The following is a 23,991-nucleotide window of genomic DNA, read 5'->3' as shown; positions in this document are numbered from 1 at the left end:
GAAGGGCTTGCTCTTCAGAAAGCTCTGTCAGTAACCATTCATCCAGAATTAAGAGATCAATTTTCTTATATTTTTGAATGAGTTTGCGGAAACTACCATCAGCTTCATATTTTGCTACAGCTAATTCATCCAATAATTCTGGCAATCGGATATACTTTACTTTATAAAATTGGCGACAGGCATGTATTCCAAACGCGTTGGCTATCCAGGTTTTGCCGTTACCTGATGCACCCATTAAAATAATGTTGTGGTGATTCTGTACATAATTCCCCGTGACTAATTCTAAGATGAGACTCTTATCTAGTCGGCGATCTGGATGGTATTCAATGTCTTCAATGGCTGCCGTTGGATTTCAAAAGTTGCCTGTTTAATCAGTCTTTCCAATCGGTTAGATTTTCGACGGTCGTATTCATAGTCAACCAGAAGGTTGAAACGATCATCAAAATCCATTGCTCGATAATCTTTGTTCTGGCTCTGTTGTTGATATAGTTCTACCATGGCTACCATTTTCATCTCAGTTAATTTACGTAATGTTTCTTGGTTCATCATTTGCTTTCCCCTCCAAAGTATTTAGCTCCACGGGTAAAGCCGTGGTTTTCTTGTCGAATGATTGGGTTATTGTCTTTTGGCTTGCGTTTATTCCGCCTATCCAAAATCCCTTTTAACACAGGTATGGTCGGATTAGTGGAGATTTCCAGTAATGTTTGGATTGCCGCTTCCAGCACTTCCTTTGTATGCTTGGTGGAAACATTCCGTAACGAGCTGAGAATGGTGAGTGCTTTCTTTTCTGGATTTTGCTTTAGAATATGGGCAACCAAACGATCCATAGAAGGTCCGACGGACTCTGCCCATTTTTGATTATTCTCTGGAGTGTGCTCTAGATAGGATCGATGATTATCGGGCATATGATCTGGGTTCGTAGAGAACTGTCCCACTCCCTCACGCAGCCTTTTGTGAGATGTAATTCGCACTTCCTTAAAGTACACTTCAAGTAGATCCGTGGATAGTCGCACATCGACCTGTTCACGGACATATTCATACGGAACGGAATAATACATGCGTTCAACCTGGATGTGGTAGTTCAGTTGAACTTTCGCTGTTTTCCATTCCGCGAGTTTGTAACGGGTTGGAGGAAGTGGCTGAAGGTGAGATTTCTCCTCTTCCTCAAATACCTTTATCCGTGACCCCGGACGTTTCTGAAAATCGATTTCGTTGATTTCTTCTAATTTCTCATGGATTCGTTGATTAAGATCATCTAAATGAAAGTATTGATAGTTTCGTAAAGAGGCAATAATTTGGCGTAATATGAATCCAACAGTTCCTTCTACACTGGCTTTATCTTTATGTTTCCGAACACGACTGGGCACAATAATTGTCCGATAGTAATCTGCCAGTTCGCGGTAGGCTTCAATGAGAAGCGGCTCTACTCGTTGGGCTTTAATCACGCCTGTTTTCAGATTGTCAGGTACCAGAGTTTCAAGAACTCCACCAAAATATTCATACGCTCGTATGTGAGCGGACAACCAATTAGGTGATTTCATGTCCAAAAAGGCCTCAACATAGCTGAATTGGCTGTAAGGCAAGGTCGCAATAAAGACATAGGCCGGAATTTGTTCACCTGTAAAGCGATCGGTTACACGCAGGGTAGAACCTGCCCAATCTACTTCCATGATTTCGCCTGGCTTTCTTCGAATAGGCATGGTCAATTTATACTTCCTAGCGTATTTTCCATACTGTTCGCAGAAGGTTCGATAAGCGTAAGTGATTTTTCCGCCTTCACGCGCCTCTACCGCATATTCATGATGCAATAAAGCCAGTGTGACATTCTTTTTTGCAGCTCTTTATGCACCTTCTCCCATTTGACGGGGAAGTACCCCTTCTCGCTTGCCAGCTTCTCCGGAAACAGTAGCTCCTCCAACCATCGGTTGGTCGTCGTGTCGTTCAAACTTTCCAAGCTGTGTTGCTTAGCCCGGCGAACGACATCGGAAACCGTATTTCGGGAATGACCAGTGCTCGAACTAATCGTGCGCTGACTGATCCCGTCGAAATACAGTTCGAGGATTTTACGACAATTAACCATAAATCACCTCCTGTATAATAAAATTGTCATGCTTGTACGCATGCGATTTCAATTATACAGAAGGTGATTTAATTAGTAGGGTGGCTCTCTTGTCCGCATTCACTGGCTCAATCGTCCGCACCGGGTGGCTCAAAATTCCGCAGAGGTGGCTCAATTCATATGCAATAATCAATAAAAGTGGCGGGCCAAAAAACCTGGATATCATGTATAAGCCGGAAGAGTTTTTGAAAATCTTTGCTGGATGGCGCATTATTCATTTTTTCATTGGAGAGGTTGCCCGCCACGAAGGAGAACTCCACAATGGACTGTCACATGTTATCCAATTTGTTGGCCAAAAACCAAAGGAGTAACAGAATATAAGTGAAAATATTAGGTTGAAAGGTATCTCATTCTAAATAATCAATAATAAAAAACGACCCGAAAAATAAATATGGGTCGTTGTTTTTTGATCCGAAAATTAAATTTAAATTGGCTGATTATCCATTTTCATCAAACTTTCATAAAGCATTAGTAATATGGACATTAGGCAATTTCATCTGGAGGGTTTAACTGTGGCGCTGTCGACTATACAATCGTCAATTGCTATTATCATTTTAAGTTTGAGTATGGGATTTCTCACTTACTCCTTATTAAGTGATTTAGCAAAAGAGAAAAAGAAAATCTATATGGAAGAAGTATTGGGTCAACTGATAAATTTTGTGATCTTTATTTGGATTGGGAAAATTATTTTAAACCTTACAATCTTTATAGTGGATCCGTTGGCTATATTGTCTTATCCAAGTAACTCATCTGCTTTTTACTTTGCTGTTCTATTAAGTGCGATAACAATTGTGATTCGATTTAACCGTAGAAGAATAAATATGCTTCCATTTTTAACTGCCTTTACACATATATTATTAACTGCCTCATTTGTGTACGAATTCATGCAAATTATTTGGAATAAAAATACTTATTCAATCGGATATATGGGGTTGGTCGCTTTCTTAATTGTTGCATTTGTCGGTATGCGTGATTTTGTATCCGCTCACTGGTTGAATCTATTGATATTCCTTGGATGGACCCTCGGTAGTTTGGGCTTGGCAGTTACGATGCCAATCATGATGGTATTTGGTTATACAATGGCGCCATGGTTTTTAGTTTTAATGCTCATAATATGTTGTCTACTGATTGTTTATCAAAAAAAGAAAGAGGGTGCCATAAGTGGGTGGAATTGAGACAGATACAATGTTAGTGATCGGGATGTTTTTGGCGTTAGGAGCGGGAGCATTATCGTTTTTATCGCCTTGTGTGTTACCGATTTTTCCTGCGTACTTATCCTATATTACTGGAATCAGTGTCAAGGAACTGCAGGGAAATCATGATGTGAAAATACGGGGTAAATTATTAAGTCATTCAGTCTTCTTTTTGTTAGGTGTCTCCCTTGTTTTTATTAGCTTAGGTATTGGTGCTTCTTATTTAGGGCAATTTGTTCAAACATTGTTAGTAGGTGATACAGGGCTCCTTATTCAACGTTTAGCCGGCGTGTTTATTATCTTCATGGGGCTTTTCGTCGGGGGTTGGATCAATTTTACAGCGTTAATGAAAGAAAGGCGTTTTCAATCTGCAAAAAGACCAGTCGGCTATTTAGGAACTTTTTTTGTGGGCATGGGTTTTGCTGCTGGTTGGACACCGTGTATTGGTCCAATCTTCGGTTCAATCTTATTCTTGGCGGCCAGTAATCCAGGTCAGGGAATCATATACACGGTCATGTATGTATTGGGGTTTGCATTGCCATTTCTTCTGTTGACGTTTTTCCTAGGATCGACCAAGTGGATCACTCAGCGTAGCCAAGTAATTATGAAAATAGGCGCTGTGGTTATGATCATGATGGGACTTATTTTATTTACTGGTCAAATGCCACGCATCACTGAATTTTTACTGAAATTGGTGCAAGATACATGGTTCGAAAAATTAGGATGAAGGAGGTATAAGGAATGAAGAAGACGATTTTTGTTGCAATCATAATGGTAATGCTTGGTTGGACGGCTTATGAGTTTATATTCGCTTCAAATGAAAAAGTTACTCAGGAAGAGGATCCGATAGAAGTTGAAGATTCCGATAAGATAGGAATTCTGAGAGGTGAGCTCGCTCCCGATTTTGAACTTACTACATTAGATGGTGACATAGTAAAGTTGTCGGATTACAAAGGTAAACGGGTCATGTTAAACTTCTGGGCAACTTGGTGTCCCCCGTGCCGCGCCGAAATGCCTGATATGCAAAGGTTCCAGAGTACCAAGGATGTACAAGTTTTGGCTGTGAATTTAACCGAAACAGAATCGGATCCAAGTAACGCCCAACGATTTGTGGACGAATTGAACCTTACGTTTACAGTTCCTTTGGATAAGGAATCTGTTGTATCAAACGAATATAATGTTATGGCTTATCCGACCACCTATATGATTGACTCAAACGGACGTATTCAATTTATTATGATGGGTGCGATGAATTATGATTTCATGGTACAACAGTTTGAAATGATGCAATAGGTCTCTTCTATCGTATAAACTATGAATAGAGGTGATACTTATGAAACAAACGATTATGGTTGTTGAAGATGATAAAATGATTCGAAATCTCATACTCATCTATTTAAAGAAAAATGGATATGATGTTCTGGAAGCAAGTGATGGAGAAGAAGCGAAAGCAGTTTTTCTTGAACATCAACCTTGTTTAATCATATTGGACCTAATGCTGCCAAAGGTTAGTGGGGAAGAATTTTACACTTGGATTCGTGAGCAAAAGCATAATGAGGTTTCGGTAATTATGCTTTCGGCGAAAGTACGAATTGATGATAGAATTTCTGGGTTGAAATTAGGTGCAGATGCCTATATGACAAAGCCATTTGACCCTAATGAACTAATCGCACAAGTTGAAGCTGTACTTCGGCGTACTGGACAGTTTTGTCAAAAGATTGTTTATGAAGGATTATGTATCATGCCGAGAAAAGGGGAAGTTTTACTTTACGGAAAAGAAGTGAAACTAACAAAATATGAGTTTAATCTATTGTATTACTTTATGCAAAATCCAGATCTCGTATTATCACGTGAACAACTTATAAGGCAGATTCATCCTAACCTGGAGCGCGATGTGATGGACCGCACCATTGATGCGCATATAAAAAAATTACGTGAAAAAATTGAAGAATGTCCATCAAAACCAAAGCGCGTCCAAACTGTCAGGGGAATGGGGTATAAGTTTGTCACGGATATATAAATTTATAGTTCGCCTTACACCAGCCGGATTTCTGTGGCGTTTAACGTTTTTGAACATTTTAGTTGTTGTGACGGTAACTACGCTAAGTGGTTGGGCTATCTATAGTACCGCTTGCTTATTAGCAGCTGAAGTGGGAGATTTGGATACACCCCAGCAGCAGCGATTTAATAGTACGCTTCTTAGTTACTTATCGATTTTAATAATTATGGCTACCTTTATTGGAAGTGTTTTGCATTTTTATTTAATCAGGCGCATTATCAATCCAATCCGAAGTTTGATTCAATCTACCAAAGAGTTAAAGCAGGGTCATTATCCTGAACCAGTTCAAGTATATAAAAGTGATGAAATCGGTCAATTGGCTCTGCAATATAATAGTCTTATTGCACAGTTACAAATGAATGAGCAACAAAGGAACAGGCTTGTTACGGACGTATCACATGAAATAAGAACCCCCTTATCAAATTTAAATGGTTATCTGCAAGCATTGAAAGATGGAGATTTAAAAGGAGATAAGGTACTTTTTGCATCCCTGTATCAGGAATCAAACCGATTAACTCATATGATTGAACAACTTGAACAATTAAAAGAATGGGATTACCTATCGAATCAATCAATCGTCGAAAAAGAAACATATGAGATCGAACCTATACTGCTTCAATGTGTTGCGATGTTTGAAAGGACTTTGGAACAAAAGAATATTCCAATACTACTTGAGATTGAATCATGCAAATTAGCTATCCATATCGTGGGAGTACAACAGGTAATTAGCAATTTGCTGGAAAATGCCGTTCGCTATTATGAGGGAGAGGGGCCAATTTTACTAGCAGGAGAGAAGCGAGGAAAGGGCTACCGTATTTCGATTACAGGACCTAGCAAACCAATCCCAGAAATAGAAAGAGAAAGAGTATTTAGACGGTTTTACCGACTCGATTCTTCCCGAAGCCGCATGACTGGAGGTTCGGGATTAGGACTTGCAATTTCAAAAGAAATTATCGAACGCCATCATCAAGGTGCAATTGGAATTGATACTACTAGTACGAGTAATACTTTTTGGATAGTATTACCGGGATTATAAAGTGAAATAAAAGGAATCAAATCAATAGAGGTGGCGAATATCGCGATAATAATAACATGCAAAACTTGCCAGCTACTAGAAAAAGCGGTTAACGTTATGCGTGAATGGGAAACCCCACTTAGAATGGGAAGGAGCGAGTTGACGCCGTGTAATAGAAAGAGAAATAGAAGAAAAACAGAGTTTATCACAGGAGGAAATCGAGTGGCTGAAGGATGGGTGGGCGAAGAAAAGTGATTAACATAGAAGTTAATCAAGAGAAGCTAAAATAGCCTTATCTTCAGAAAATAGATGAGCATATACAAGAACCTAGCTACATATTTAACCATGTTTTGGAATTCGATTAACCCGTTATTGTTTCTATTTTCGTTATTCCATTATCGGTCGCGATTGTAGCGTAAGCGATTGCGTTCATATCACACAATCGGGCCAAAATCAAATGTAGATAAACTGTTGCTTTCCGTTCCGGCGCACGCTTTCCGGAGGGCGTAGCTTGAGCCAAGCGAACAGCGAAGGGTTCGCTTTGCCGTATTTCTGTCTACTTTGCAGAAATTAAGGCACCTGTCCAGGGTCTCAAGGCTCACGCTGATCCTCCCGGAGTCGGCACCTGCACTCCAAGCAACGGAGTGTATTATGTAAATTAGCATCTTCAGCAAACGGGCCATTTAATTGAATAAGGATTGGCCCCATTCTTATTATAAACAATATCAAATAAAGTTGATTAATAAGTTTCAATTTAAAATAATAAATGATATAATAACATTAGATCAAATAAAGTTGATGTAAGGGAAGTGAATAAAATGCGAGTTACAGAAGAAATAAACCTATCTAACCAGAAAGAAATGTTCAGTAAGTATGAAGCAAAATTTAAAGCCTTGGCTGATCAAATTCGCTTGAAGATAATGTACGAATTAAACCAGCGGGGTCAAGTTTGTGTCTGTGATTTAACGGATATTGTGGAAGTGCCACAATCAAAACTGTCTTACCATCTTAGAATTTTAATGGATGCTGATTTAATTGAAAGAGAGAAGATTGGTACGTGGAATTATTACCGTTTGAATGAAAAAGAGGTTAGGGGAATTTTGTCGGAAGAGTTATGCTGCATCTTTTATCCAGAAAGAAAATAATTTTTTGATAAACATATCAAAAAAAATTGATTAATACATCAATTTTAATTGATGTATTATATTGGAGGGAATATGCTGGATACCTTTTTAAGTTTTTTACAAACGTTTTTTAAGCTCTTTTTAGAATTAACTGTGTTATTTATCTTCATCAGCTTCTTGGTGAGCTGGTTACAACAAAAGGTGACAGAAGATAGAATTAAACGAGTGCTAGACCGCCCAAATAAATGGAGTGGCTATTTGTATGGAACAGCGCTGGGAGCATTAACTCCATTTTGCTCCTGTTCAACGATCCCAATTTTAGCGGGGTTATTATCTTCTAAAGCACCGTTTGGTCCGTCTATGTCATTCTTAATTGCTTCGCCACTTTTGAATCCTGTTATTGTGATCTTACTTTGGACTTTACTAGGATGGAAGTTGACACTTTATTACGTTGTCATTGTTGGGATATTTGCAGTATTGATCGGTGTAGCTTGGAAAGCATTAGGGCTTGAGCATTCTGTTAAAAACGTGAATGTCAGAAAAGCAAGCAGTCAAGACGACAATATCAAGAAATCAAAGTGGAAATTAGCACTTGAAGATGCTTGGGGATTCTTTTATCCATTACTGCCTTACCTATTGATTGGTGTATTTATTGGGGCATTTATTTATGACTTTATTCCGCAAGAATTTATCGTCAAATATGCAGGAGGCGACAAGCCTTGGACAATTCCAATCGCTTCCATTATCGGTATCCCGATGTACATTCGTGCAGAAGCAATTTTGCCTATCGGTGATGCCCTAGTAAGCAAGGGAATGGGGATTGGCTCTGTTATCGCCCTCTTAATCGGGGGAGCAGGGGCAAGTATTCCTGAAGTTGTCTTGTTGAGTAAGCTTTTTAAGAAAAAATTAGTGATTATATTTGTATTTTCTATTTTGATAGTGGCTATTAGCACAGGATTTATTCTTCAAATATTTCTTTAAAGGAGGTGATTGGTATGGCAGAAAAAAAGTCAGGGCTTAAAAAGCTATTCTCCAAGCCCAAAAAGGATTGTTGCAGCGTTGAAATTGAAGAGGTCAAATCAACTGAAAACGATAAGAACAGTCAAAAGCAACAGAAAAAAGAAGATTAATTTGAGAACCAGCTAAATATTTAAGGGGTGCCACAAGGTAACCCCTTCTTTATAGTTCCGCAATCGGGGGCGATTGTGGAAGAAGCTTATTCGTAGTCGCTTAGTTGTTAGGAGCGGAAGTCGGCGACGCTAGGAGGATCAGTGGTTCACCGCCCACACATAAGACACGCGTCCGGCTGCAGCGCAGATTAACGGGTTCCAACCCCGATCCCCTGTATTGGGTGCTGAAATCGAAAACCGATGCGGTCCTGCAGTTTATCGCAGCAATCGGCATGCACGGTTTGCTTGCGTTGCTGGTTTCTGCTAATTCGTAAGAGCAAAATGCAAAAAAAGATGCAGAAGGGCGTATAGCCTTCCTGCGTCTTTTCATTATTAGACTTCCACTTTACTGCGTACAAGATAATCGAACGCGCTGAGGGAAGCGGTGGCGCCGGAGCCCATAGAGATGATGATCTGCTTGTATGGCTCGTCCGCGCAGTCGCCCGCTGCAAATACGCCGGGGACGTTCGTCGCACCTTTTTTATCGATCACAATCTCGCCGAAGCGGTTGCGTTCGATTGAATCGCCGAGCCAGTCTGTGTTCGGCACGAGTCCGATCTGGATGAATATGCCGTCCAGTTCGATATGATGCTCTTCACCGGAATCACGGTCTGTATACGTGACACCGTCGACTTTATCAGTGCCGGTGATTTCCTTCGTTTGGACGTTTGTCAGCACCTTCGCGTTCGGCAGGCTATTCAAGCGTTCCTGCAAGACCGCGTCCGCTTTGAGTTCTGGTGCAAACTCGAGCACGGTGACATGATTTGCGATACCTGCCAGGTCAATCGCTGCTTCGATACCGGAGTTTCCGCCGCCGACTACTGCTACGTCCTTGCCTTCAAATAAAGGGCCATCGCAGTGCGGGCAGTAGGCCACGCCTTTGTTACGGAATTCCGCTTCGCCTGGCACGCCAATGTTGCGCCAGCGCGCTCCCGTCGATAAGATCACAGTCTTGCTCTTGAGAACTGCGCCGTTTTCTAGTTCGATTTCAATGAGATCCTTTTTCTCTAGACGTTTCGCTGTCTGCAGGTTCATGATATCGATATCGTATTCTTTCACGTGTTCTTCAAGGCTTGCCGCAAGCTTCGGTCCTTCCGTATGATTGACGCTGATAAAGTTCTCAATTGCCGCGGTATCCAAGATCTGACCACCGAAACGATCAGCGACGATGCCTGTGCGGATCCCTTTGCGGGCAGCGTAGATTGCTGCGCTTGCGCCGGCTGGTCCTCCACCGACAACGAGCACGTCGAATGGGTCTTTGTCTTCGAAGTCGGATGCATCCAGGCCGCTTCCCATTTCCGCAAGGATTTCCTCGATTGTTTTGCGGCCGTTCGTGAATGGTTCGCCATTTAAGTATACGGTCGGAACCGCCATGATGTTTTTGCTTTCCACTTCATCCTTAAAGACTGCACCGTCAATCATCGTGTGCGTGATATTCGGATTCAGTACGCTCATGATGTTCAGCGCCTGCACGACTTCCGGACAGTTCTGACAGCTCAGGCTGATATAGGATTCAAAATGATGCGCGCCTTCGATGTTCTTCACTTGCTCGATCACCTGTTCATCGACTTTAGGCGCTCTGCCGCTCACATGGAGCAAAGCTAGGACGAGTGAGGTGAATTCGTGACCAAGCGGAATACCGGCAAATACAATGCCGGTATCTTCGCCAGGGCGGTTGATGCTGAAACTTGGAGTTCTTTCCAATTCTGCTTTTTCTACTTTGATGAGAGAAGACATGGAAGCCAGTTCATCCACTAGCTCTTGCATGTCCTGTCCTACTTTGTCGGACCCCGCGCTAATCTTTAGCTGGACTTCCTTTTCCATCATCTCGAGATATTGGGCTAACTGCGCTTTAATATTCGCATCTAACATATAAACCGTCTCCTTAAATTTTACCTACAAGATCCAGGCTTGGCTTCAGTGTTTCGCTGCCTTCCTGCCATTTAGCCGGACATACTTCGCCCGGATTGTTGCGGACATATTGTGCTGCTTTGATTTTATTGACTAAAACGCTTGCGTCACGGCCGATTCCGTCTGCGTTGATTTCTGCTGCCTGCACGACGCCGTCCGGATCGATGATAAATGTACCGCGCTGTGCAAGACCTGCTTCTTCGTCTAGCACGTCGAAAATACGAGAGATTTTCTGTGAAGGGTCACCGACCATGATGTAGCGCAAGCTGCTAATGGCATCTGAGTGGTCGTGCCATGCTTTGTGTGTGAAGTGTGTGTCCGTTGAAACGGAGTATACTTCTGTATCGAGGCCTTTCAATGTTTCGTATTGGTTCTGAAGGTCTTCGAGTTCAGTAGGGCAGACAAATGTGAAGTCGGCAGGGTAGAAGCAGACTACGCTCCATTTGCCCTTAAAGTTTTCCTGGGTTACTTCGATGAATTCCCCGTTACCACTGTTGTACGCGTTTGCTGTAAACTCTTCGATTTGTTTTCCGATCATTGACATGAATGATTCCTCCTAAAGTGTTTTTGATGACTGATACAGTCACATGTTTAAGTTATAGAATATAATAATTCTAATTACACAATAATTATTATATAAACCTGAAGAGTTGTCAACCATATTGATTCCATCTAATAAAATGCCATTATATATTATCCGGGGAGATGATGGTATACGACCCGCATTCTCCTTTATTCTCAATTAAATCGAATGATTACCAGTTGGCTCGAAAGCAGTGGAAGGGGTTAAACTAAGCAATTTATGGATAAACCAAATCGGACAAGTCAAATTGAGGGTGAAGAACTAATCTGTACAACTGCGGGGCGTGTTAATGTAAGAGACTTTGTGTGTGATCCAGACCAGACCATTGTGGAAATATGTTACATTTTACTGTAACGTAGTGATTAAATTGAATGACTAAATGCTTTCTAAGGTTCCGCAGCAAATTGTTAGACTGGTCCTAGAGAAAACTCATAGATTTTTCTATGTCATGGAAGGATAAGATCGTGGAATATACTGTTAAACAGTGTTCTCCTAAGCTTTATAATTTACAAATGATTGAGAAGGGTCATTACAAGAATCGAGATTGAATTAAAGGTTTTATAGCGGCTTTTTTGGGTGATTGGATTAACACACGCTTATGATTTTTGGACATGGGCTGGAACGATGATTTTGATCATAGTGAGCAACTATTTAATGATTACGGCGGCACATGTGCTTCCGGTTGCAGCGCAGATCAAAGGGTTCCAACCACTATCCTGTTACAAATACTATCTGGTGTAAATGATCCTCGCCTATGCATTCAGAGAAACAGGCTGTTAAGTTAAAAGTTATCAGAAAGGAGCAAACGCAATGGATGTATGGTTTGTGATTAAAGAGCGATACATGCTTCTTTCTATTTTTTTAATCATTCTATTAGTCAACATGTTTTTACTTATAGCTATTTGGAAAAACCGTTCTGATATGCCCAAAAGCTTAACCCTGATCATAACGATAATCTGTTCAATCATCATTGCCTTATCCATATTTGCGTTGGTGTTTGCAGTTTCGTTTGGATATAATTCTTAAAAACACCTCAATGACCTCTATGTTCAGTATAAATACACTACAACGTAAAAAAACCGGTTAGAGAATAGTCTCTAACCGGTTAACCTTCGTTAAAATACTTTATCACCATTAAAAATCGAGTTCTTCACAATAACATAATCTACATTGCGTATGGAACTCAGTGTCTTGCCGCCGGAATAAGAAATAGCAGACTGAAGATCTTGTTCCATTTCAATCAACGTGTCTTTCAATGGACCTTTATATTCCACGAACATTTTCTTGCCCTCTACATTTTTCTTTTCGCCTTTTTGGAATTCAGAAGCTGAACCGAAGTATTCTTTATACAATTGACCATCTTGTTCTACAGTCTGTCCAGGAGATTCTTCGTGACCGGCGAATAATGAGCCGACCATGACCATACTTGCGCCAAAACGTACAGATTTTGCAATGTCGCCATGTGTACGGATTCCGCCGTCCGCAATGATTGGTTTGGAAGCAGCTTTCGCACATAAGCGAACAGCCGCAAGTTGCCAACCACCTGTTCCGAATCCTGTTTTGATTTTCGTAATGCAGACTTTACCAGGCCCGATCCCCACTTTTGTAGCATCAGCGCCAGCGTTTTCGAGTTCACGGACAGCTTCCGGCGTACCAACATTACCTGCGATGACAAAACTCATCGGCAAATGCTTTTTAATGTGCTGGATCATGCGAATGACTTGATTGGAATGACCATGCGCAATATCGATCGTGATGAATTCAGGAACATGTGCGTTAATCGCAAGTTGCTCAACGAATCCATACTCTTCTTCTTTCACGCCGACACTTATTGAAGCAATCAAACCGCGTGCGTGCATATTTTTAATAAAATCTACACGCGTTTCAGGTTTGAAACGGTGCATAATATAGAAATAGCCTTCTTCTGCTAATTGAATCGCAATCTTTTCATCGATAATCGTCTGCATATTGGCAGGAACGACTGGTAAACGGAACGTATGACCACCTAACATAACGGAAGTGTCACATTCTGAGCGGCTCTCTACCACACATTTTGCTGGAACTAGCTGAATATCTTCATAGTCAAATACGGTTTCCATTACAAACACCTCTATAAACGAATATTTTCATATAAAACAACTGGATTGTTCGTCCTTTTGTAATTTACATGATTTTTTATTCGTTGTCAACGCTTTCAAAGTAGTTTTCTTTTGAAATGGGACATAGTCAGTAGTACGACTAAAATAGCGGCAAACAACGTGATAATATAAGGAATCCATAAGTCTGAAGGTGTTAGTTCACCGGTTAATAGCTGAGTCGTAGCCGTCAGTAATTCAAGGGGATTCCAATTGGCGGACTTAGGAAATATGGCTGCAATAAATAATGTAATGACGACTAATAAGGTGACCAGTGTTCCGCCATAGGGTGTGGCGAATAAGGTATTACCCCATAATGTAACCGCTAGTAAGAGTATGCCGAACACATACAGGCAACTGGCTGCAAATAGTAAATGTTGCAGTTGGCTTTGATCCCAGTAATAAGCAGTGTAGGCATAGGTGATGGTGAATGATAGCGTGATGGCCAGTGTCCAATAGCAAAGAGCCATAAAGAATTTTGTCGTAATTACGGTACTGCGACGTAATCCTTTCGTTAGCAAAATCACAAGCGTACCTTTTTCCAGTTCCTTCGACATCAGCGTACTGAATAATAGAATAAACACGATTAATCCCATCTGTGGGACGTTTTTATAGAACTGTAGCCAAGAATCGAGTGCGGTAGGTTCAGGTAGATTGACGAGTGCACCTTCAGGCATGAATTGCTCGAATAACACCGGAGAGATTTTTGCTGTAAATGGATTTAATATACCAAGAATCGAGAATATGACTAGGACAAGAAATAGCTTATACGTCTTCACACTTTCGAACCATTCCTTCTTCAAAAAACCAAGCCACTGATTCATCCAAGCACCTCCAAGACGAGTTGCTCGAGCAAACGAGTTTTGGGATGCATCGACTGTATAAGGATTCTCTGAGTAATGAGTTCTTGCATGAAAGCCAATTGAGTACTTTCATTAGGTAAATTTACAACTAATTGCTCGCTGTCAATCTTCATTTCGAATGGGGTATGTCGCAATCGTTCATGTGCTTCTGCTACAGGTATTGTAAATGTGAAAATGAATTGACCCGTAATTTGCTGTTTTAGATTCGCCAGTTCATCTTGGAATATAATAGTCCCTTCATGCAACATCGCGACATGATCACAGATTTGTTCAGCGTCCGAAACGATATGTGTGGAGAAGAAAACAGTTGTTTCCTCTTTCGCCTTTTGTAAAATGGAAAGAATTTGTGCGCGTCCGGCCGGATCCAAAGCAGAAGTAGGCTCATCACAAATCAACAATTTAGGGCGGTTTAGAAGTGCTTGTGCGATTCCGAGTCGTTGTTTCATTCCTCGAGAATACGTACTAATTAAGGAAGTGGTGCCAGCGAGTCCGACCAATTCAAGTAATTCTGCTATTCTTCTTTGACGTTCTTTTTGGGGTATATTTGTAATGACTGCACATAACTCCAAATACTGCATTGCATTATAGAAGGGATAAAATTCTGGAACGTCGGGCAAGTAGCCGACATATTGATTGGACTTTGTCTCGCCAAACGTTAGGGGTTCACCTGCAATTGTAATGGATCCTGCATTAAGTGGTAATAATCCTAGAATACATTTCATCAGTGTCGTTTTGCCGGAACCGTTAGCACCAACAAATCCGAAAACAGTATGCTCAGGAATATCCAGGTGTATATCTTTCAGCACTTCATGATCTCCGAAACGCTTCGAAATACCATTAATTTGTACGACCATTGTGATCACCTCTTCCAAATACGAAATAGATTAATGGCCCGATAAATTGGATCAATAAAACAATTAACAGCCACATGACCTGATTGCCGAAGCGGTAGTAAGGATGGCGAATGACATGTATCGCCGAGAAAATAGCCAATCCCAGTTGCAAAATAATAAGCGGAATTAAAAATGGTAGATACTCCATAAGTAAAGCCGTGTCATTATTCATGAACGTCCCTCCAATCCGAAGCGTAATCGTTGCCGTAACTCTTGCATTTCATCGTCTTGTCTAAATGGTTCAAAGAAATCGGCATCCATCGATTCTATGATCGATCGCTTAATGATCTCTGTATTACGCAGTGCATTGGTACCTAAATCCAGTTGTTCTAACCAATCTTCTAGTAAATTGAAGTATTCGTCTCCGCGTAAGGAAAAGGGGAGTAAATCATGAACACATATATCCACGTATTTATTAAGATACGGGTAAAGTAGCTCGCGGTTAACAGAAAGAGCTGCACATTGCGCTACGCTGAAATAAAATTGCAGACACATATTCGGATGAAGAGTACGCAATGCATATAGCTCGATCAATCCATTCATCCGATGAATCGTTTCATTAAAAGCTTGTTGATTAGAAGCGGAAAGTCGTAAATAGAGCGGGCTGCTACCGACAAGTTGAATGACGTTTTGATACATCATGACTTGAATGACGCGCATCGCTTCCTCTTGATCACCAAGTTGTTCATGAGCAGTTGCCAGCAAAATCTCGTCTCCTATACTCGGCTTAATGACTCCGTCTAATAATTCCAATGTAGTGTTTGGATTTGACTGCATGAGCGAAATCGTTGCCTGTAAGGAGTTTGCTTGACGTAATACCCATACATCTTCACTTACTTTTCGAATACGCTCCAACCAGCGATTTGTTTTCTGTAAAACAGAGGGACTATCACTACTCAACATATGATGATTGAGCAGTAATATACTCATCTGCAGTAAGAATGCAGGATCGTGGTAGTACAATTTAACTTGTTCTTCTATGTCAATGAAAACCGATTCAAAAGATTCTTTACCAAAACGGGATGCGAATTCATAATAGTGGTGTTGGATGGCTTCTTTAGAAAGTTGTCGTTCATAGCCAAGCAGTTCATCAACGGTCAATTCAAAATATGAGGCAATTTTCGGCAACAGTGTGATATCCGGATAGCTTAATCCTTTTTCCCATTTCGATACAGAAGCTTTCGATACTTGGCAATAAGAAGCTAGTGTATCTTGTGTAATTTGAAGTCGCTTTCGTTGTTGTAGAATCACAGTGCCTATTTGCAGCATATCCTCCCACCTTTCTCTTTTATTCAGTGTAAGGTTAAACACTTGTTGATTCAATCAACTGTTAGATGATTATTTAGAAGGGGAGTAAACTAACGAGATATTATGTATTCGTACACAAAAAAGCCGGTCTATGAAAGACCGGCTTCTGATCACACGCTCACTGTTGTGAAAGGTTCTAAAATATTCTTTTTTGGTTTCGCTTGATATTGCAGAACTTTATCAGTGGAATCGTATGAATCTCCATAGAAATCTTGGTCTTTGTAGGTGTGAATTTCTTCGTAGGTTGTTTTCATCGCGTTGAATACATCTTGTTCATCCGCTTGTGATGACTGCGGGGGTGCCCAGTATAGAATTTCGAGGATGGTTTGTTCGCCAGTGGCTAATGAACGACGATTATAGCCAATTTTCTGTGCGTGCATGAACTCTTCACGTGCATAGAACTTCAGTCGTTTCTCAGTATCTGGTTCTGCTTCGTCAACTGGTTCCACTTCCAGTAAGATCGGTTTTTTCTTGGTTTTCAACGAATCCAGCAGTTTTTTTCCTAACCCTTCACCACGTGCGGCTGAAGATACGAAAAGATAGTCTACGAAAACGAAGTCCTCCGTTTCTACGTACATCAATACGTGCTTTGGCCCTTCTTCCTTATAGTAGACATTGCCTTTATCATTCAGTAATGTCTCCATATGTTCCTGTGACTTCATCTCTTCGATTGGAAAATACTCTTTCAATTTGTTGTACCAATGCATGTGTTAAATTCTCCTCCATAGGTAATGAATGTACCTGGAGCTTTTTGTTTGGGGATCAAACAATGTGAGGAAAAAAGAGGTCAGAAAAAAATCCTCATAGTTAGTATACTCTTTTCTTGGTAATAAATAAACCTGTTTTATCGAATAAGTTTTACTTTTTCATTATAATAAATAAAAATCGATACCAAATAATTAGTTGGCATCGATTTTCATTGTGCTTTACCTACGACCTTTGCTACTTGAATATGCCTCTTTTTTCTTCTTTTCATTCATGACGGTTTTTGCGACAGGATATAACACCATTCCCCATTTTATTAATTTTTTTATTATTCTTATCATATATGCTTCTTCCTCTCAATTTTGGAGTTGTTATAAGTACCTTCCCCCTTTCCCTTGCTCATTAAACTTTTATTCAAGCGTTTTAGGAACGGAGGTAGGGTGTTCTATCTCTGTGAATAGATTGGAACTTTCAATGACAGGCGTAGATTTAGGTGTGGAAGGAATAGTAAGTTCTAGTTGCTTGCTCATATCTTCTAATAGCAGCTGAAGTCTTGCAATGTCTTCTTTCGTTGCGTATTGCTTGCGGTCGATCAAGACATAACCAAGCTGTCCACTCATTTCAATAGTCGCCCATTTCACATCATCAATTCTTTCAATTCCATTTTGCCGCAAATGCATTTCCAATTCATCCACGGTTAAGCGGAGTTTTTTCATAGTGGATTTTTTGAGGATGCCATTTTCTATTACAATTTTTGATCTTCCACGTAAAATCCCTTCGAAGAAATTCCACTTCAATGCGAATAATTCAAAGAAAAAAAGTGTCAGCACTAAAATAAATGAAAGGAATAGCGTTTGCCATAAATTTTTGTTTGCTACAGGCTGTATCAATAATGTGCCGACCGCAATCATCAATACGGTTTGGCCGACTGTCATTTGTGAAATGGACTTGCGGCCAGAAATATGTAAAAGAACAATGCCTGCCACAATAATGAGTACCGCTTTCCAAATTGAATCGAATTCCATTATGCTCACGTCTTTTCATGCGTTTATCTTTAGTGTGAGAAGATCTTTAAATAGTATGCATGAAAATGATGAATCCTTACATGATACAACTCCGTATAAGAAGAAAGGAGTGATCAACATGCGGCAAGATATTCAGATGCGACAAAATAGTCTACAGGAAAAACGAGTAAATCATCGGCGCTTGAGGAAACGCTTAGAGCAGACAAGCGAAAAGCTACTCACAATGAAACAAAAACGTGATCAACTTCACCGCCAGTTGACGAAAGAACAGCAGGATGTTGTGAAGCTTGGTAAGTTTTCATTTGCAAACAAAATTAGTGAATGGACAGGTAGATGGGACGAAAAGATGAAAAAGGAGATCGAAGAAGCAGCAGAAGTGGAGTTGAAATATAATGAGGCAGAAAAAAACGTACTAGATCTGACTGCAGAAGTAGAGGATTTGCGTAATGAACTGGAGAAACCAGACTTCATGCATATTGCTGAGGATTGGGAAGACTTCTTGAAAGAAAAAGAATCATGGATTCGTTTGAATGATTCTGTTGCCAATCAAACTCTCCAGAAGATTTCGGACGATCGTGTGCGTGTCTATTCTATGTTGCGTGAAATTGGTGAAGCGTTTGAAGCGGGGGAAAAGGCGGAACGAGCTTTGGCAGGTGCAATGAAGAAGTTGGATTCAGCGGAAGGGATATCAATGTGGGATACATTTTTAGGAGGAGGAATTTTTGTCTCGGCATTAAAATATTCCGAAATCAACAGCTCGGATGATCATGTTCATCAAGCGCAACGGGCACTACGTCATTATGAGACGGAATTGATGGATGTGCAAGATGCTGCGACAGATTCATTCCAAGTAAATAAAAACGATATCTTTACATTTACAGATGTGTTTTTCGATAATATATTCTCCGACTGGATGGTCCATACACGAATTACTGACGGCAAAAAGAAGCTACACGCAGTATCGCAAGATGTCCGTCGCATACGGGACCGACTTGCAAGAAAACGTGCAGCTTTAGAAGAAGAAATCCGGCGGCTTGATCAGCAGCAAGATGATATTATCATGTCGTGATGTAAATTAAATGCGTGTTAGGGTCTTCCCTAAATAGCCAAATAGTACTGTTAAAATTGGGCTCAATAAACAGAAGAACGCAAATGGTAAATAAGCAATCGTTGGTACATCAAGCACGGTCGTGATGAAAATCCCTGCTACACTCCATGGTACAAGGGGATTAATGACGGTCCCGGCGTCTTCCATGACACGACTCAAATTTTTATTTGCCAGTCCAACCTTTTCGTAGCTAGATTGGAAGGCTTGGCCCGTCAATAAGATAGATAAATACTGCTCACCGATCAAAACGTTGATGCCGATTGCAGTAAGCGCAGACGTCAAAATTACTGATGACACTTTACGTAGCGCACTTTCAATTTTTGCAAGCAAGCACTGTACAATACCTAACGTAAATAGCATGCCGCCCATACTAAGTGCAAGCAACACAAGCGAAATCGTGAACATCATACCTTCCATTCCATCACTGCGAGATAATAATTCATCCACGACTGCGACGCCTGTGGACCCTTCATAGCCACTAAATAAAATACTCAAAACTTCGGAAGCGCCATAAAATGTATGGATATATGCAACGATAATGGCGGATAATGCACTGACAGCCAGCGTCAGGATAGCTGGGACTTTGACGAATGTCAAAATGATCAGCACAGCGACAGGAATTAACGTATACCAATGTATCAAGTTTGTACCGATTAGTGCATCACTGTATTTTTCAATTGTCGAAAAATCGCTAGACGTCACATTAGGTGATAACACACCAAATAAGATAAGTGAGATGAAGAACGCGGGAAATGTTGTCCATCCCATATTGCGTATATGTTCAAATAAGTCTACACCAACAATCGAAGAGGCTAAGTTGGTTGTATCAGACAACGGTGACATCTTATCACCAAAAAATGCGCCCGAGACAATCGCACCTGCCGCAATAGGCAAAGAAAGCTCCAAAATATGCGCCATACTGATGAACGCTACACCAATCGTAGCAACAGTTGTCAATGAACTACCGACCGATAAGCCGATAATTGCTGTGACGATGAACACGATGGCGTAGAAAAACGTTGGCGTAATGATTTGGAGTCCAGCATAGATCAAGGTAGGAATCGTTCCGCCCATCATCCAGCTACTCACGAGAACTCCGATGAAGAAGAATAAAAACACCGCGCTCATTCCAGAACTTGCACCTTCAACTAACCCACGTTCCAACTCTTTGTATGAAATCTTCTTCCATAATCCATAGCCAAATAATAAAAGAATAGCAAATAAAATGGGTACATGTGGTACAGAATCAAATACTATGATGCTGGCACTGATCATCGCCACAATTAGCACTGTCAGTATGACTGATGCTTTAACGGTTGGCGTATGAATCGCCTTAATTGGGAACATACTTATGACCTCCTGTAAATATAGAAAAACTCCTGTCATCCCCTTAAAGGACGAAGGAGTATCTGATCAGTCTCCTGCAGTTGCGAATAAAAGTATAGAAGACATAGATTCATTATATAATAGATCGCTCTGTACATGTATAGAAAGTTATCGTTTTGAATTTTATCACGTCAAAAAGAAATGTCAATAGAGGAATGGACCGATTACTCGCACGCTGAACAGGGTAAAGCATATAGAAAGTATCGAAAAGGAAGTGATTGCTCATGCAGGAAAGTAGACCAATGCCAAAATTAGAAAGGAAAAATCAGACGGCTAGTATGATTCGTGAAGGTTATCAGTTTTTAGGTAATCGCAGAAGAGGGTTGCAATCCAATATATTTGAAGCACATATACTTGGAGAAAAAGTCATTTGCCTGTCGGGAGAACAAGCTGCAGCACTCTTTTATGATACGGAGAAGTTTATTCGAAAAGGAGCCATGCCAAAGCGCTTCCAAGAAACGTTAACAGGTGAAGGTGGCGTGCAATCACTCGACGGGGTCGCGCATCGCCATCGTAAAGAAGCTTTTATGTCGCTTATGTCTGCGGAAAAAATCAACCAGTTGAAAGAAATGTTGAAAGATCAATGGGATCGGAAGTTAAATAATTTTGAGAAACAACAGGAAGTAAATGTTTATAGCGAAGCACAGGAATTACTTCTTCGCTTAGCTTGTCAATGGGCAGGCGTCCCGTTAAAAGAAAAAGAAGTGCAAGAGAAAAAGGAAGCGATCATTCAGCTTTTCGAATCACCGGTGACACTTGGTTATAAGCAGTGGAAGGCGAAGAAGGCACGACAGGAGTTGGAGACATGGCTCGGTGGTCTTATTAAATCGGTTCGAAAAGGTGACTTGATTCCTTTTGAAGGCACGGCTATGAAAGTTTTTGCCTTTCATCGAGATGAACAGGACGAGTTGCTGAATGAAAAAATAGCTGCCGTAGAAGTATTGAACATCATTCGCCCAATTGTGGCGATCTCTATTTATATTGCATTTGAAGTACACGCGATGATTCAGCATCCCGAACATCAAAAGAGATTGGCCTCAGAAGATGAAAAAGATTTGCAAGACTTCGTTCAGGAAGTACGCAGACTCTATCCTTTTTTCCCGTTTAACGCTGCACGCGTGAAAGAAGACTTTAAATGGGAAGGCTATGCGTTCAAAAAAGGGACGCTAACGATGCTCGATTTCTATGGAACGAATCATGATCCTACCATATGGAATAATCCCGAAGTGTTTGATCCGACGCGATTCAAGGATGAACCCATTACACCATACAATCTCATACCACAAGGTGGTGGAGAATTCATACTTAACCACCGCTGTGCTGGAGAGTGGGTGACAATCGAAGTGATGAAAGTGAGCTTGGATTACTTTGCGAATCGTATGACATTTGATGTGCCAAAACAGGATTTGAGCTACAGTCTTGTCGATATCCCAAGCATCCCGAAAAGTAAAATCATTTTAAAGAACGTGAGACGAAAAGACTGACAAGCAGTTGGCTTTCTAAAAGTGTTCTACTTCTTGAGAGAGCTTTTTGTATATAAAGCTCTCTTGATGCGTTAAGTGAATATTTTGTATGAAAGATCTAATTGACTTACCGGGGAACTCCTGAACACTTCCTACTATAATATGTTGCAATGAAGCTCCAACATGTTTTTGCAGTAATGCATTCAACATATATCAAGAATGTAGTTATTTATAAAATGTTGAGGGTGCTATTAGGATATAACTTTATATAGAAAGGAATGAATACTTGTGACAACAACACAAGAAGTTGCTCCTCAGCCAGAGAAGAAGAAACGTAATCTGAAGGGGTTATGGATACTCTTGGCATTCGCTGTACTCATAACTATCGTTTTACTTCCCAACCCTGCAGATCTACCTGTAGTCGGTCAAAGATCACTGGCCATCTTAGCATTCGCTGTGATCTTATGGGTGACTGAAGCCGTACCGTATCCCGTCAGCGCAGCCATGATTCTTGGGTTAGCTGCGGTACTGCTCGGCCTCGCACCGAACATGGAAAATCCTGAAGAATTGTTAGGAACGAAAAACGCCTTGAGAATGGCATTGGCCGGATTCTCAAGTCCTGCAGTAGCACTAGTAGCGGCAGCATTGTTCCTCGCTACCGCCATGCAGACGACTAACTTACATAAACGGTTGGCGCTATATATCCTGTCGAAAGTAGGTGTCAAAACCGGAGCTATTATCTTTGGTTCCATCGTCGTATCCATCGTCTTGGCATTCTTCGTACCGAGTGCAACGGCACGTGCTGGAGCTGTCGTGCCGATCTTGCTTGGTATGGTCGCTGCATTCGGATTGCCGACAAACAGTCGATTAGGAGCTTTGCTCGTCATCACGGCCGTTCAATCCGTTTCGATCTGGAATGTTGGTATTAAAACGGGTGCTGCACAGAATATGGTCGCCCTTGGCTTTATTGAGAAGGAATTCGGTGTATCCGTCGCGTGGAGTTCTTGGTTCTTGTATGCAGCTCCATGGTCTATTCTCATGTCGATCGCTTTATTCTTCATAATGAAATTGGTTATTAAGCCCGAAACACAAGTAGTTGAAGGCGGTAAGGAATTGATTCAGGGCCAATTAAAAGAACTCGGCAAAATCAAAGCTTCCGAACTCCGCTTGATTGTCGTTGCAGTCACTTTACTTTTCTTATGGGCAACAGAAGAAAAACTGCACCCATTTGATACAACGACTGTCACCATTGTCGCTATTGCAATTTTACTCACACCAAAGATCGGTGTATTCGATTGGAAAACCGTTCAGCAAATGATTCCGTGGGGAACGATCGTCGTCTTCGCAGTAGGTATCTCAATGGGTACACTATTACTAGATACAACAGGTGCACAGTGGCTGTCTGATAAAGTGTTCGGCGCAATTGGTTTGGATACTATGCCGTTGCTCGCAACTATTGCTTTACTGTCACTGTTTAATATTTTAATTCACCTCGGGTTTGCTAGTGCGACGAGTTTGTCTTCGGCATTAATCCCGATATTTATTGCATTGGCAACGACGATTTCACTTGATGTCAATGAAGTCGGATTTGTTTTGATTCAGCAGTTCGTCATCAGTTTCGGGTTCTTGCTGCCTGTCAGTGCTCCGCAGAACATGTTGGCATATGGAACCGGTGCTTTCTCAGTGAAAGACTTCTTGAAGACAGGTGTCCCGCTTACAATTATTGGTTACTTGTTAATCTTACTTTTCAGTGCGACTTACTGGCAGTGGATTGGACTTCTATAAGAATAGGTGTAATGAAACATACTAACATTAGTAGCACAAACCAAGGCCATGGTTTGTGCTACTATTTTTTATAGTAGAAGTGAAGAAAAGCCGACCAGCCTCTGGGACCATTTGTGAGTCCGTATATAAAACCGGCTAACTTCACGC

General features: G+C 40.9%; 23 protein-coding genes and 2 pseudogenes. 12 read left to right on the top strand and 13 right to left on the bottom strand.

Translation table 11 applies throughout. The annotated features are described in order from the left end of the window. The 3 genes and pseudogenes from CSV80_RS18230 to CSV80_RS17950 all read right to left on the bottom strand — a co-directional run. Positions 1-549: pseudogene (locus CSV80_RS18230) on the bottom strand (ATP-binding protein); the annotation flags it as partial. Beyond that, positions 546-1,808 (bottom strand): IS21 family transposase, encoded by a 1,263-nt coding sequence (gene istA, locus CSV80_RS16855; protein WP_233208494.1) that lies wholly within the window; start codon positions 1,806-1,808, stop codon positions 546-548. The pseudogene CSV80_RS18230 and the gene istA, both read right to left, overlap by 4 nt. Next, entirely contained in the window at positions 1,787-2,080 is a 294-nt protein-coding gene (locus CSV80_RS17950; RefSeq protein WP_233201628.1) for a hypothetical protein, read from the bottom strand. The genes istA and CSV80_RS17950 overlap by 22 nt, the downstream gene beginning before the upstream one ends. Positions 2,081-2,238: 158 nt before the next feature. Here CSV80_RS17950 and CSV80_RS16850 point away from each other — a divergent pair. The 9 genes and pseudogenes from CSV80_RS16850 to CSV80_RS18085 all read left to right on the top strand — a co-directional run. Then, positions 2,239-2,430 (top strand): annotated as a pseudogene (locus CSV80_RS16850) (SAM-dependent methyltransferase); the annotation flags it as partial. Between the two features lie 201 nt (positions 2,431-2,631). Beyond that, entirely contained in the window at positions 2,632-3,294 is a 663-nt protein-coding gene (locus CSV80_RS17705) for a hypothetical protein (RefSeq protein ID WP_199084006.1), read from the top strand. Continuing rightward, positions 3,281-4,039: a cytochrome c biogenesis CcdA family protein gene (locus tag CSV80_RS16840; RefSeq protein ID WP_099671776.1), complete on the top strand. Its 759-nt coding sequence runs from the start codon at positions 3,281-3,283 to the stop codon at positions 4,037-4,039. Before CSV80_RS17705 ends, CSV80_RS16840 begins: the two co-directional genes overlap by 14 nt. Before the next feature lie 14 nt (positions 4,040-4,053). Further along, positions 4,054-4,605 (top strand): TlpA disulfide reductase family protein, encoded by a 552-nt coding sequence (locus CSV80_RS16835; RefSeq protein ID WP_099671775.1) that lies wholly within the window; start codon positions 4,054-4,056, stop codon positions 4,603-4,605. 40 nt (positions 4,606-4,645) lie between these two features. Next, positions 4,646-5,332, top strand: coding sequence for a response regulator transcription factor (locus tag CSV80_RS16830; protein WP_099671774.1), 687 nt, complete (start codon positions 4,646-4,648; stop codon positions 5,330-5,332). 49 nt (positions 5,333-5,381) lie between these two features. Beyond that, entirely contained in the window at positions 5,382-6,407 is a 1,026-nt protein-coding gene (locus tag CSV80_RS16825) for a sensor histidine kinase (protein ID WP_233201627.1), read from the top strand. A 797-nt stretch (positions 6,408-7,204) separates the two neighbouring features. Then, entirely contained in the window at positions 7,205-7,531 is a 327-nt protein-coding gene (locus CSV80_RS16815; RefSeq protein WP_099671772.1) for an ArsR/SmtB family transcription factor, read from the top strand. Between the two features lie 72 nt (positions 7,532-7,603). Continuing rightward, positions 7,604-8,491, top strand: a complete 888-nt coding sequence (locus CSV80_RS16810) for a permease (protein ID WP_099671771.1) — start codon at positions 7,604-7,606, stop codon at positions 8,489-8,491. Between the two features lie 14 nt (positions 8,492-8,505). Then, positions 8,506-8,640, top strand: a complete 135-nt coding sequence (locus CSV80_RS18085) for a hypothetical protein (RefSeq protein ID WP_255407669.1) — start codon at positions 8,506-8,508, stop codon at positions 8,638-8,640. Positions 8,641-9,012: 372 nt separating this feature from the next. On the opposite strand, the gene ahpF is transcribed toward CSV80_RS18085, so the two are convergent. The 9 genes from ahpF to CSV80_RS16755 all read right to left on the bottom strand — a co-directional run bounded on the left by ahpF (position 9,013) and on the right by CSV80_RS16755 (position 18,102). Next, positions 9,013-10,551 carry an alkyl hydroperoxide reductase subunit F gene (gene ahpF, locus CSV80_RS16805; protein WP_099671770.1) on the bottom strand — a complete coding sequence of 513 codons (1,539 nt, stop codon included), beginning with the start codon at positions 10,549-10,551 and terminating at the stop codon, positions 9,013-9,015. Positions 10,552-10,564: 13 nt separating this feature from the next. After that, positions 10,565-11,134: an alkyl hydroperoxide reductase subunit C gene (gene ahpC / locus CSV80_RS16800; RefSeq protein ID WP_083034758.1), complete on the bottom strand. Its 570-nt coding sequence runs from the start codon at positions 11,132-11,134 to the stop codon at positions 10,565-10,567. Positions 11,135-12,288: 1,154 nt separating this feature from the next. Continuing rightward, the gene (gene guaC, locus CSV80_RS16785; protein WP_099671768.1) at positions 12,289-13,272 is read right to left on the bottom strand and encodes a GMP reductase; all 984 of its coding nucleotides are present in this window, start codon (positions 13,270-13,272) and stop codon (positions 12,289-12,291) included. A gap of 95 nt (positions 13,273-13,367) precedes the next feature. Then, positions 13,368-14,132, bottom strand: a complete 765-nt coding sequence (locus tag CSV80_RS16780) for an ABC transporter permease (protein ID WP_099671767.1) — start codon at positions 14,130-14,132, stop codon at positions 13,368-13,370. Beyond that, entirely contained in the window at positions 14,129-15,025 is an 897-nt protein-coding gene (locus CSV80_RS16775) for an ABC transporter ATP-binding protein (protein WP_099671766.1), read from the bottom strand. The genes CSV80_RS16780 and CSV80_RS16775 overlap by 4 nt, the downstream gene beginning before the upstream one ends. Next, positions 15,009-15,236: a PLDc N-terminal domain-containing protein gene (locus CSV80_RS16770; RefSeq protein ID WP_099671765.1), complete on the bottom strand. Its 228-nt coding sequence runs from the start codon at positions 15,234-15,236 to the stop codon at positions 15,009-15,011. The genes CSV80_RS16775 and CSV80_RS16770 overlap by 17 nt, the downstream gene beginning before the upstream one ends. After that, positions 15,233-16,333, bottom strand: coding sequence for a helix-turn-helix domain-containing protein (locus CSV80_RS16765; RefSeq protein ID WP_099671764.1), 1,101 nt, complete (start codon positions 16,331-16,333; stop codon positions 15,233-15,235). The genes CSV80_RS16770 and CSV80_RS16765 overlap by 4 nt, the downstream gene beginning before the upstream one ends. 149 nt (positions 16,334-16,482) lie before the next feature. Further along, positions 16,483-17,079, bottom strand: a complete 597-nt coding sequence (locus CSV80_RS16760; RefSeq protein WP_029053378.1) for an N-acetyltransferase — start codon at positions 17,077-17,079, stop codon at positions 16,483-16,485. 408 nt (positions 17,080-17,487) lie between these two features. Beyond that, positions 17,488-18,102 carry a DUF421 domain-containing protein gene (locus CSV80_RS16755; protein WP_037561645.1) on the bottom strand — a complete coding sequence of 205 codons (615 nt, stop codon included), beginning with the start codon at positions 18,100-18,102 and terminating at the stop codon, positions 17,488-17,490. 118 nt (positions 18,103-18,220) lie between these two features. Here CSV80_RS16755 and CSV80_RS16750 point away from each other — a divergent pair, with 118 nt between their 5' ends. Further along, complete coding sequence (locus CSV80_RS16750) at positions 18,221-19,171, top strand: hypothetical protein (RefSeq protein WP_099671763.1); 951 nt, start codon at positions 18,221-18,223, stop codon at positions 19,169-19,171. Positions 19,172-19,177: 6 nt separating this feature from the next. On the opposite strand, the gene nhaC is transcribed toward CSV80_RS16750, so the two are convergent. Continuing rightward, positions 19,178-20,596 carry a Na+/H+ antiporter NhaC gene (nhaC, locus tag CSV80_RS16745; RefSeq protein ID WP_483315624.1) on the bottom strand — a complete coding sequence of 473 codons (1,419 nt, stop codon included), beginning with the start codon at positions 20,594-20,596 and terminating at the stop codon, positions 19,178-19,180. Positions 20,597-20,838: 242 nt separating this feature from the next. Here nhaC and CSV80_RS16740 point away from each other — a divergent pair, with 242 nt between their 5' ends. Both CSV80_RS16740 and CSV80_RS16735 read left to right on the top strand, forming a co-directional pair. Next, entirely contained in the window at positions 20,839-22,080 is a 1,242-nt protein-coding gene (locus CSV80_RS16740) for a cytochrome P450 (protein ID WP_233201626.1), read from the top strand. A gap of 267 nt (positions 22,081-22,347) precedes the next feature. Continuing rightward, complete coding sequence (locus tag CSV80_RS16735) at positions 22,348-23,844, top strand: DASS family sodium-coupled anion symporter (RefSeq protein WP_099671760.1); 1,497 nt, start codon at positions 22,348-22,350, stop codon at positions 23,842-23,844. Positions 23,845-23,991 lie beyond the last annotated feature (147 nt).

Origin of the sequence: Sporosarcina sp. P12(2017) (genome assembly GCF_002743035.1) — a bacterium.
In the GTDB taxonomy this organism is placed as follows: domain Bacteria; phylum Bacillota; class Bacilli; order Bacillales_A; family Planococcaceae; genus Sporosarcina; species Sporosarcina ureae.
Note: the sequence above shows the minus strand (reverse complement) of the source record. Positions and strands in the feature narration are given on the sequence as shown.

Bases quoted from the DNA above. Each gene is read 5' to 3' on its own strand.
- CSV80_RS16750 (WP_099671763.1), top strand. From the start codon at position 18,221: ATGCGGCAAGATATTCAGATGCGACAAAATAGTCTACAGGAAAAACGA.
- CSV80_RS16810 (WP_099671771.1), top strand. From the start codon at position 7,604: ATGCTGGATACCTTTTTAAGTTTTTTACAAACGTTTTTTAAGCTCTTT.
- CSV80_RS16740 (WP_233201626.1), top strand. From the start codon at position 20,839: ATGCCAAAATTAGAAAGGAAAAATCAGACGGCTAGTATGATTCGTGAA.
- CSV80_RS18085 (WP_255407669.1), top strand. From the start codon at position 8,506: ATGGCAGAAAAAAAGTCAGGGCTTAAAAAGCTATTCTCCAAGCCCAAA.
- CSV80_RS16815 (WP_099671772.1), top strand. From the start codon at position 7,205: ATGCGAGTTACAGAAGAAATAAACCTATCTAACCAGAAAGAAATGTTC.
- CSV80_RS16835 (WP_099671775.1), top strand. From the start codon at position 4,054: ATGAAGAAGACGATTTTTGTTGCAATCATAATGGTAATGCTTGGTTGG.
- CSV80_RS16760 (WP_029053378.1), bottom strand. From the start codon at position 17,079: ATGCATTGGTACAACAAATTGAAAGAGTATTTTCCAATCGAAGAGATG.
- ahpF (WP_099671770.1), bottom strand. From the start codon at position 10,551: ATGTTAGATGCGAATATTAAAGCGCAGTTAGCCCAATATCTCGAGATG.
- CSV80_RS16770 (WP_099671765.1), bottom strand. From the start codon at position 15,236: ATGAATAATGACACGGCTTTACTTATGGAGTATCTACCATTTTTAATT.
- CSV80_RS16830 (WP_099671774.1), top strand. From the start codon at position 4,646: ATGAAACAAACGATTATGGTTGTTGAAGATGATAAAATGATTCGAAAT.
- ahpC (WP_083034758.1), bottom strand. From the start codon at position 11,134: ATGTCAATGATCGGAAAACAAATCGAAGAGTTTACAGCAAACGCGTAC.
- CSV80_RS16755 (WP_037561645.1), bottom strand. From the start codon at position 18,102: ATGGAATTCGATTCAATTTGGAAAGCGGTACTCATTATTGTGGCAGGC.
- nhaC (WP_483315624.1), bottom strand. From the start codon at position 20,596: ATGACAGGAGTTTTTCTATATTTACAGGAGGTCATAAGTATGTTCCCA.
- CSV80_RS16780 (WP_099671767.1), bottom strand. From the start codon at position 14,132: ATGAATCAGTGGCTTGGTTTTTTGAAGAAGGAATGGTTCGAAAGTGTG.
- CSV80_RS16765 (WP_099671764.1), bottom strand. From the start codon at position 16,333: ATGCTGCAAATAGGCACTGTGATTCTACAACAACGAAAGCGACTTCAA.
- guaC (WP_099671768.1), bottom strand. From the start codon at position 13,272: ATGGAAACCGTATTTGACTATGAAGATATTCAGCTAGTTCCAGCAAAA.
- CSV80_RS16775 (WP_099671766.1), bottom strand. From the start codon at position 15,025: ATGGTCGTACAAATTAATGGTATTTCGAAGCGTTTCGGAGATCATGAA.
- CSV80_RS17950 (WP_233201628.1), bottom strand. From the start codon at position 2,080: ATGGTTAATTGTCGTAAAATCCTCGAACTGTATTTCGACGGGATCAGT.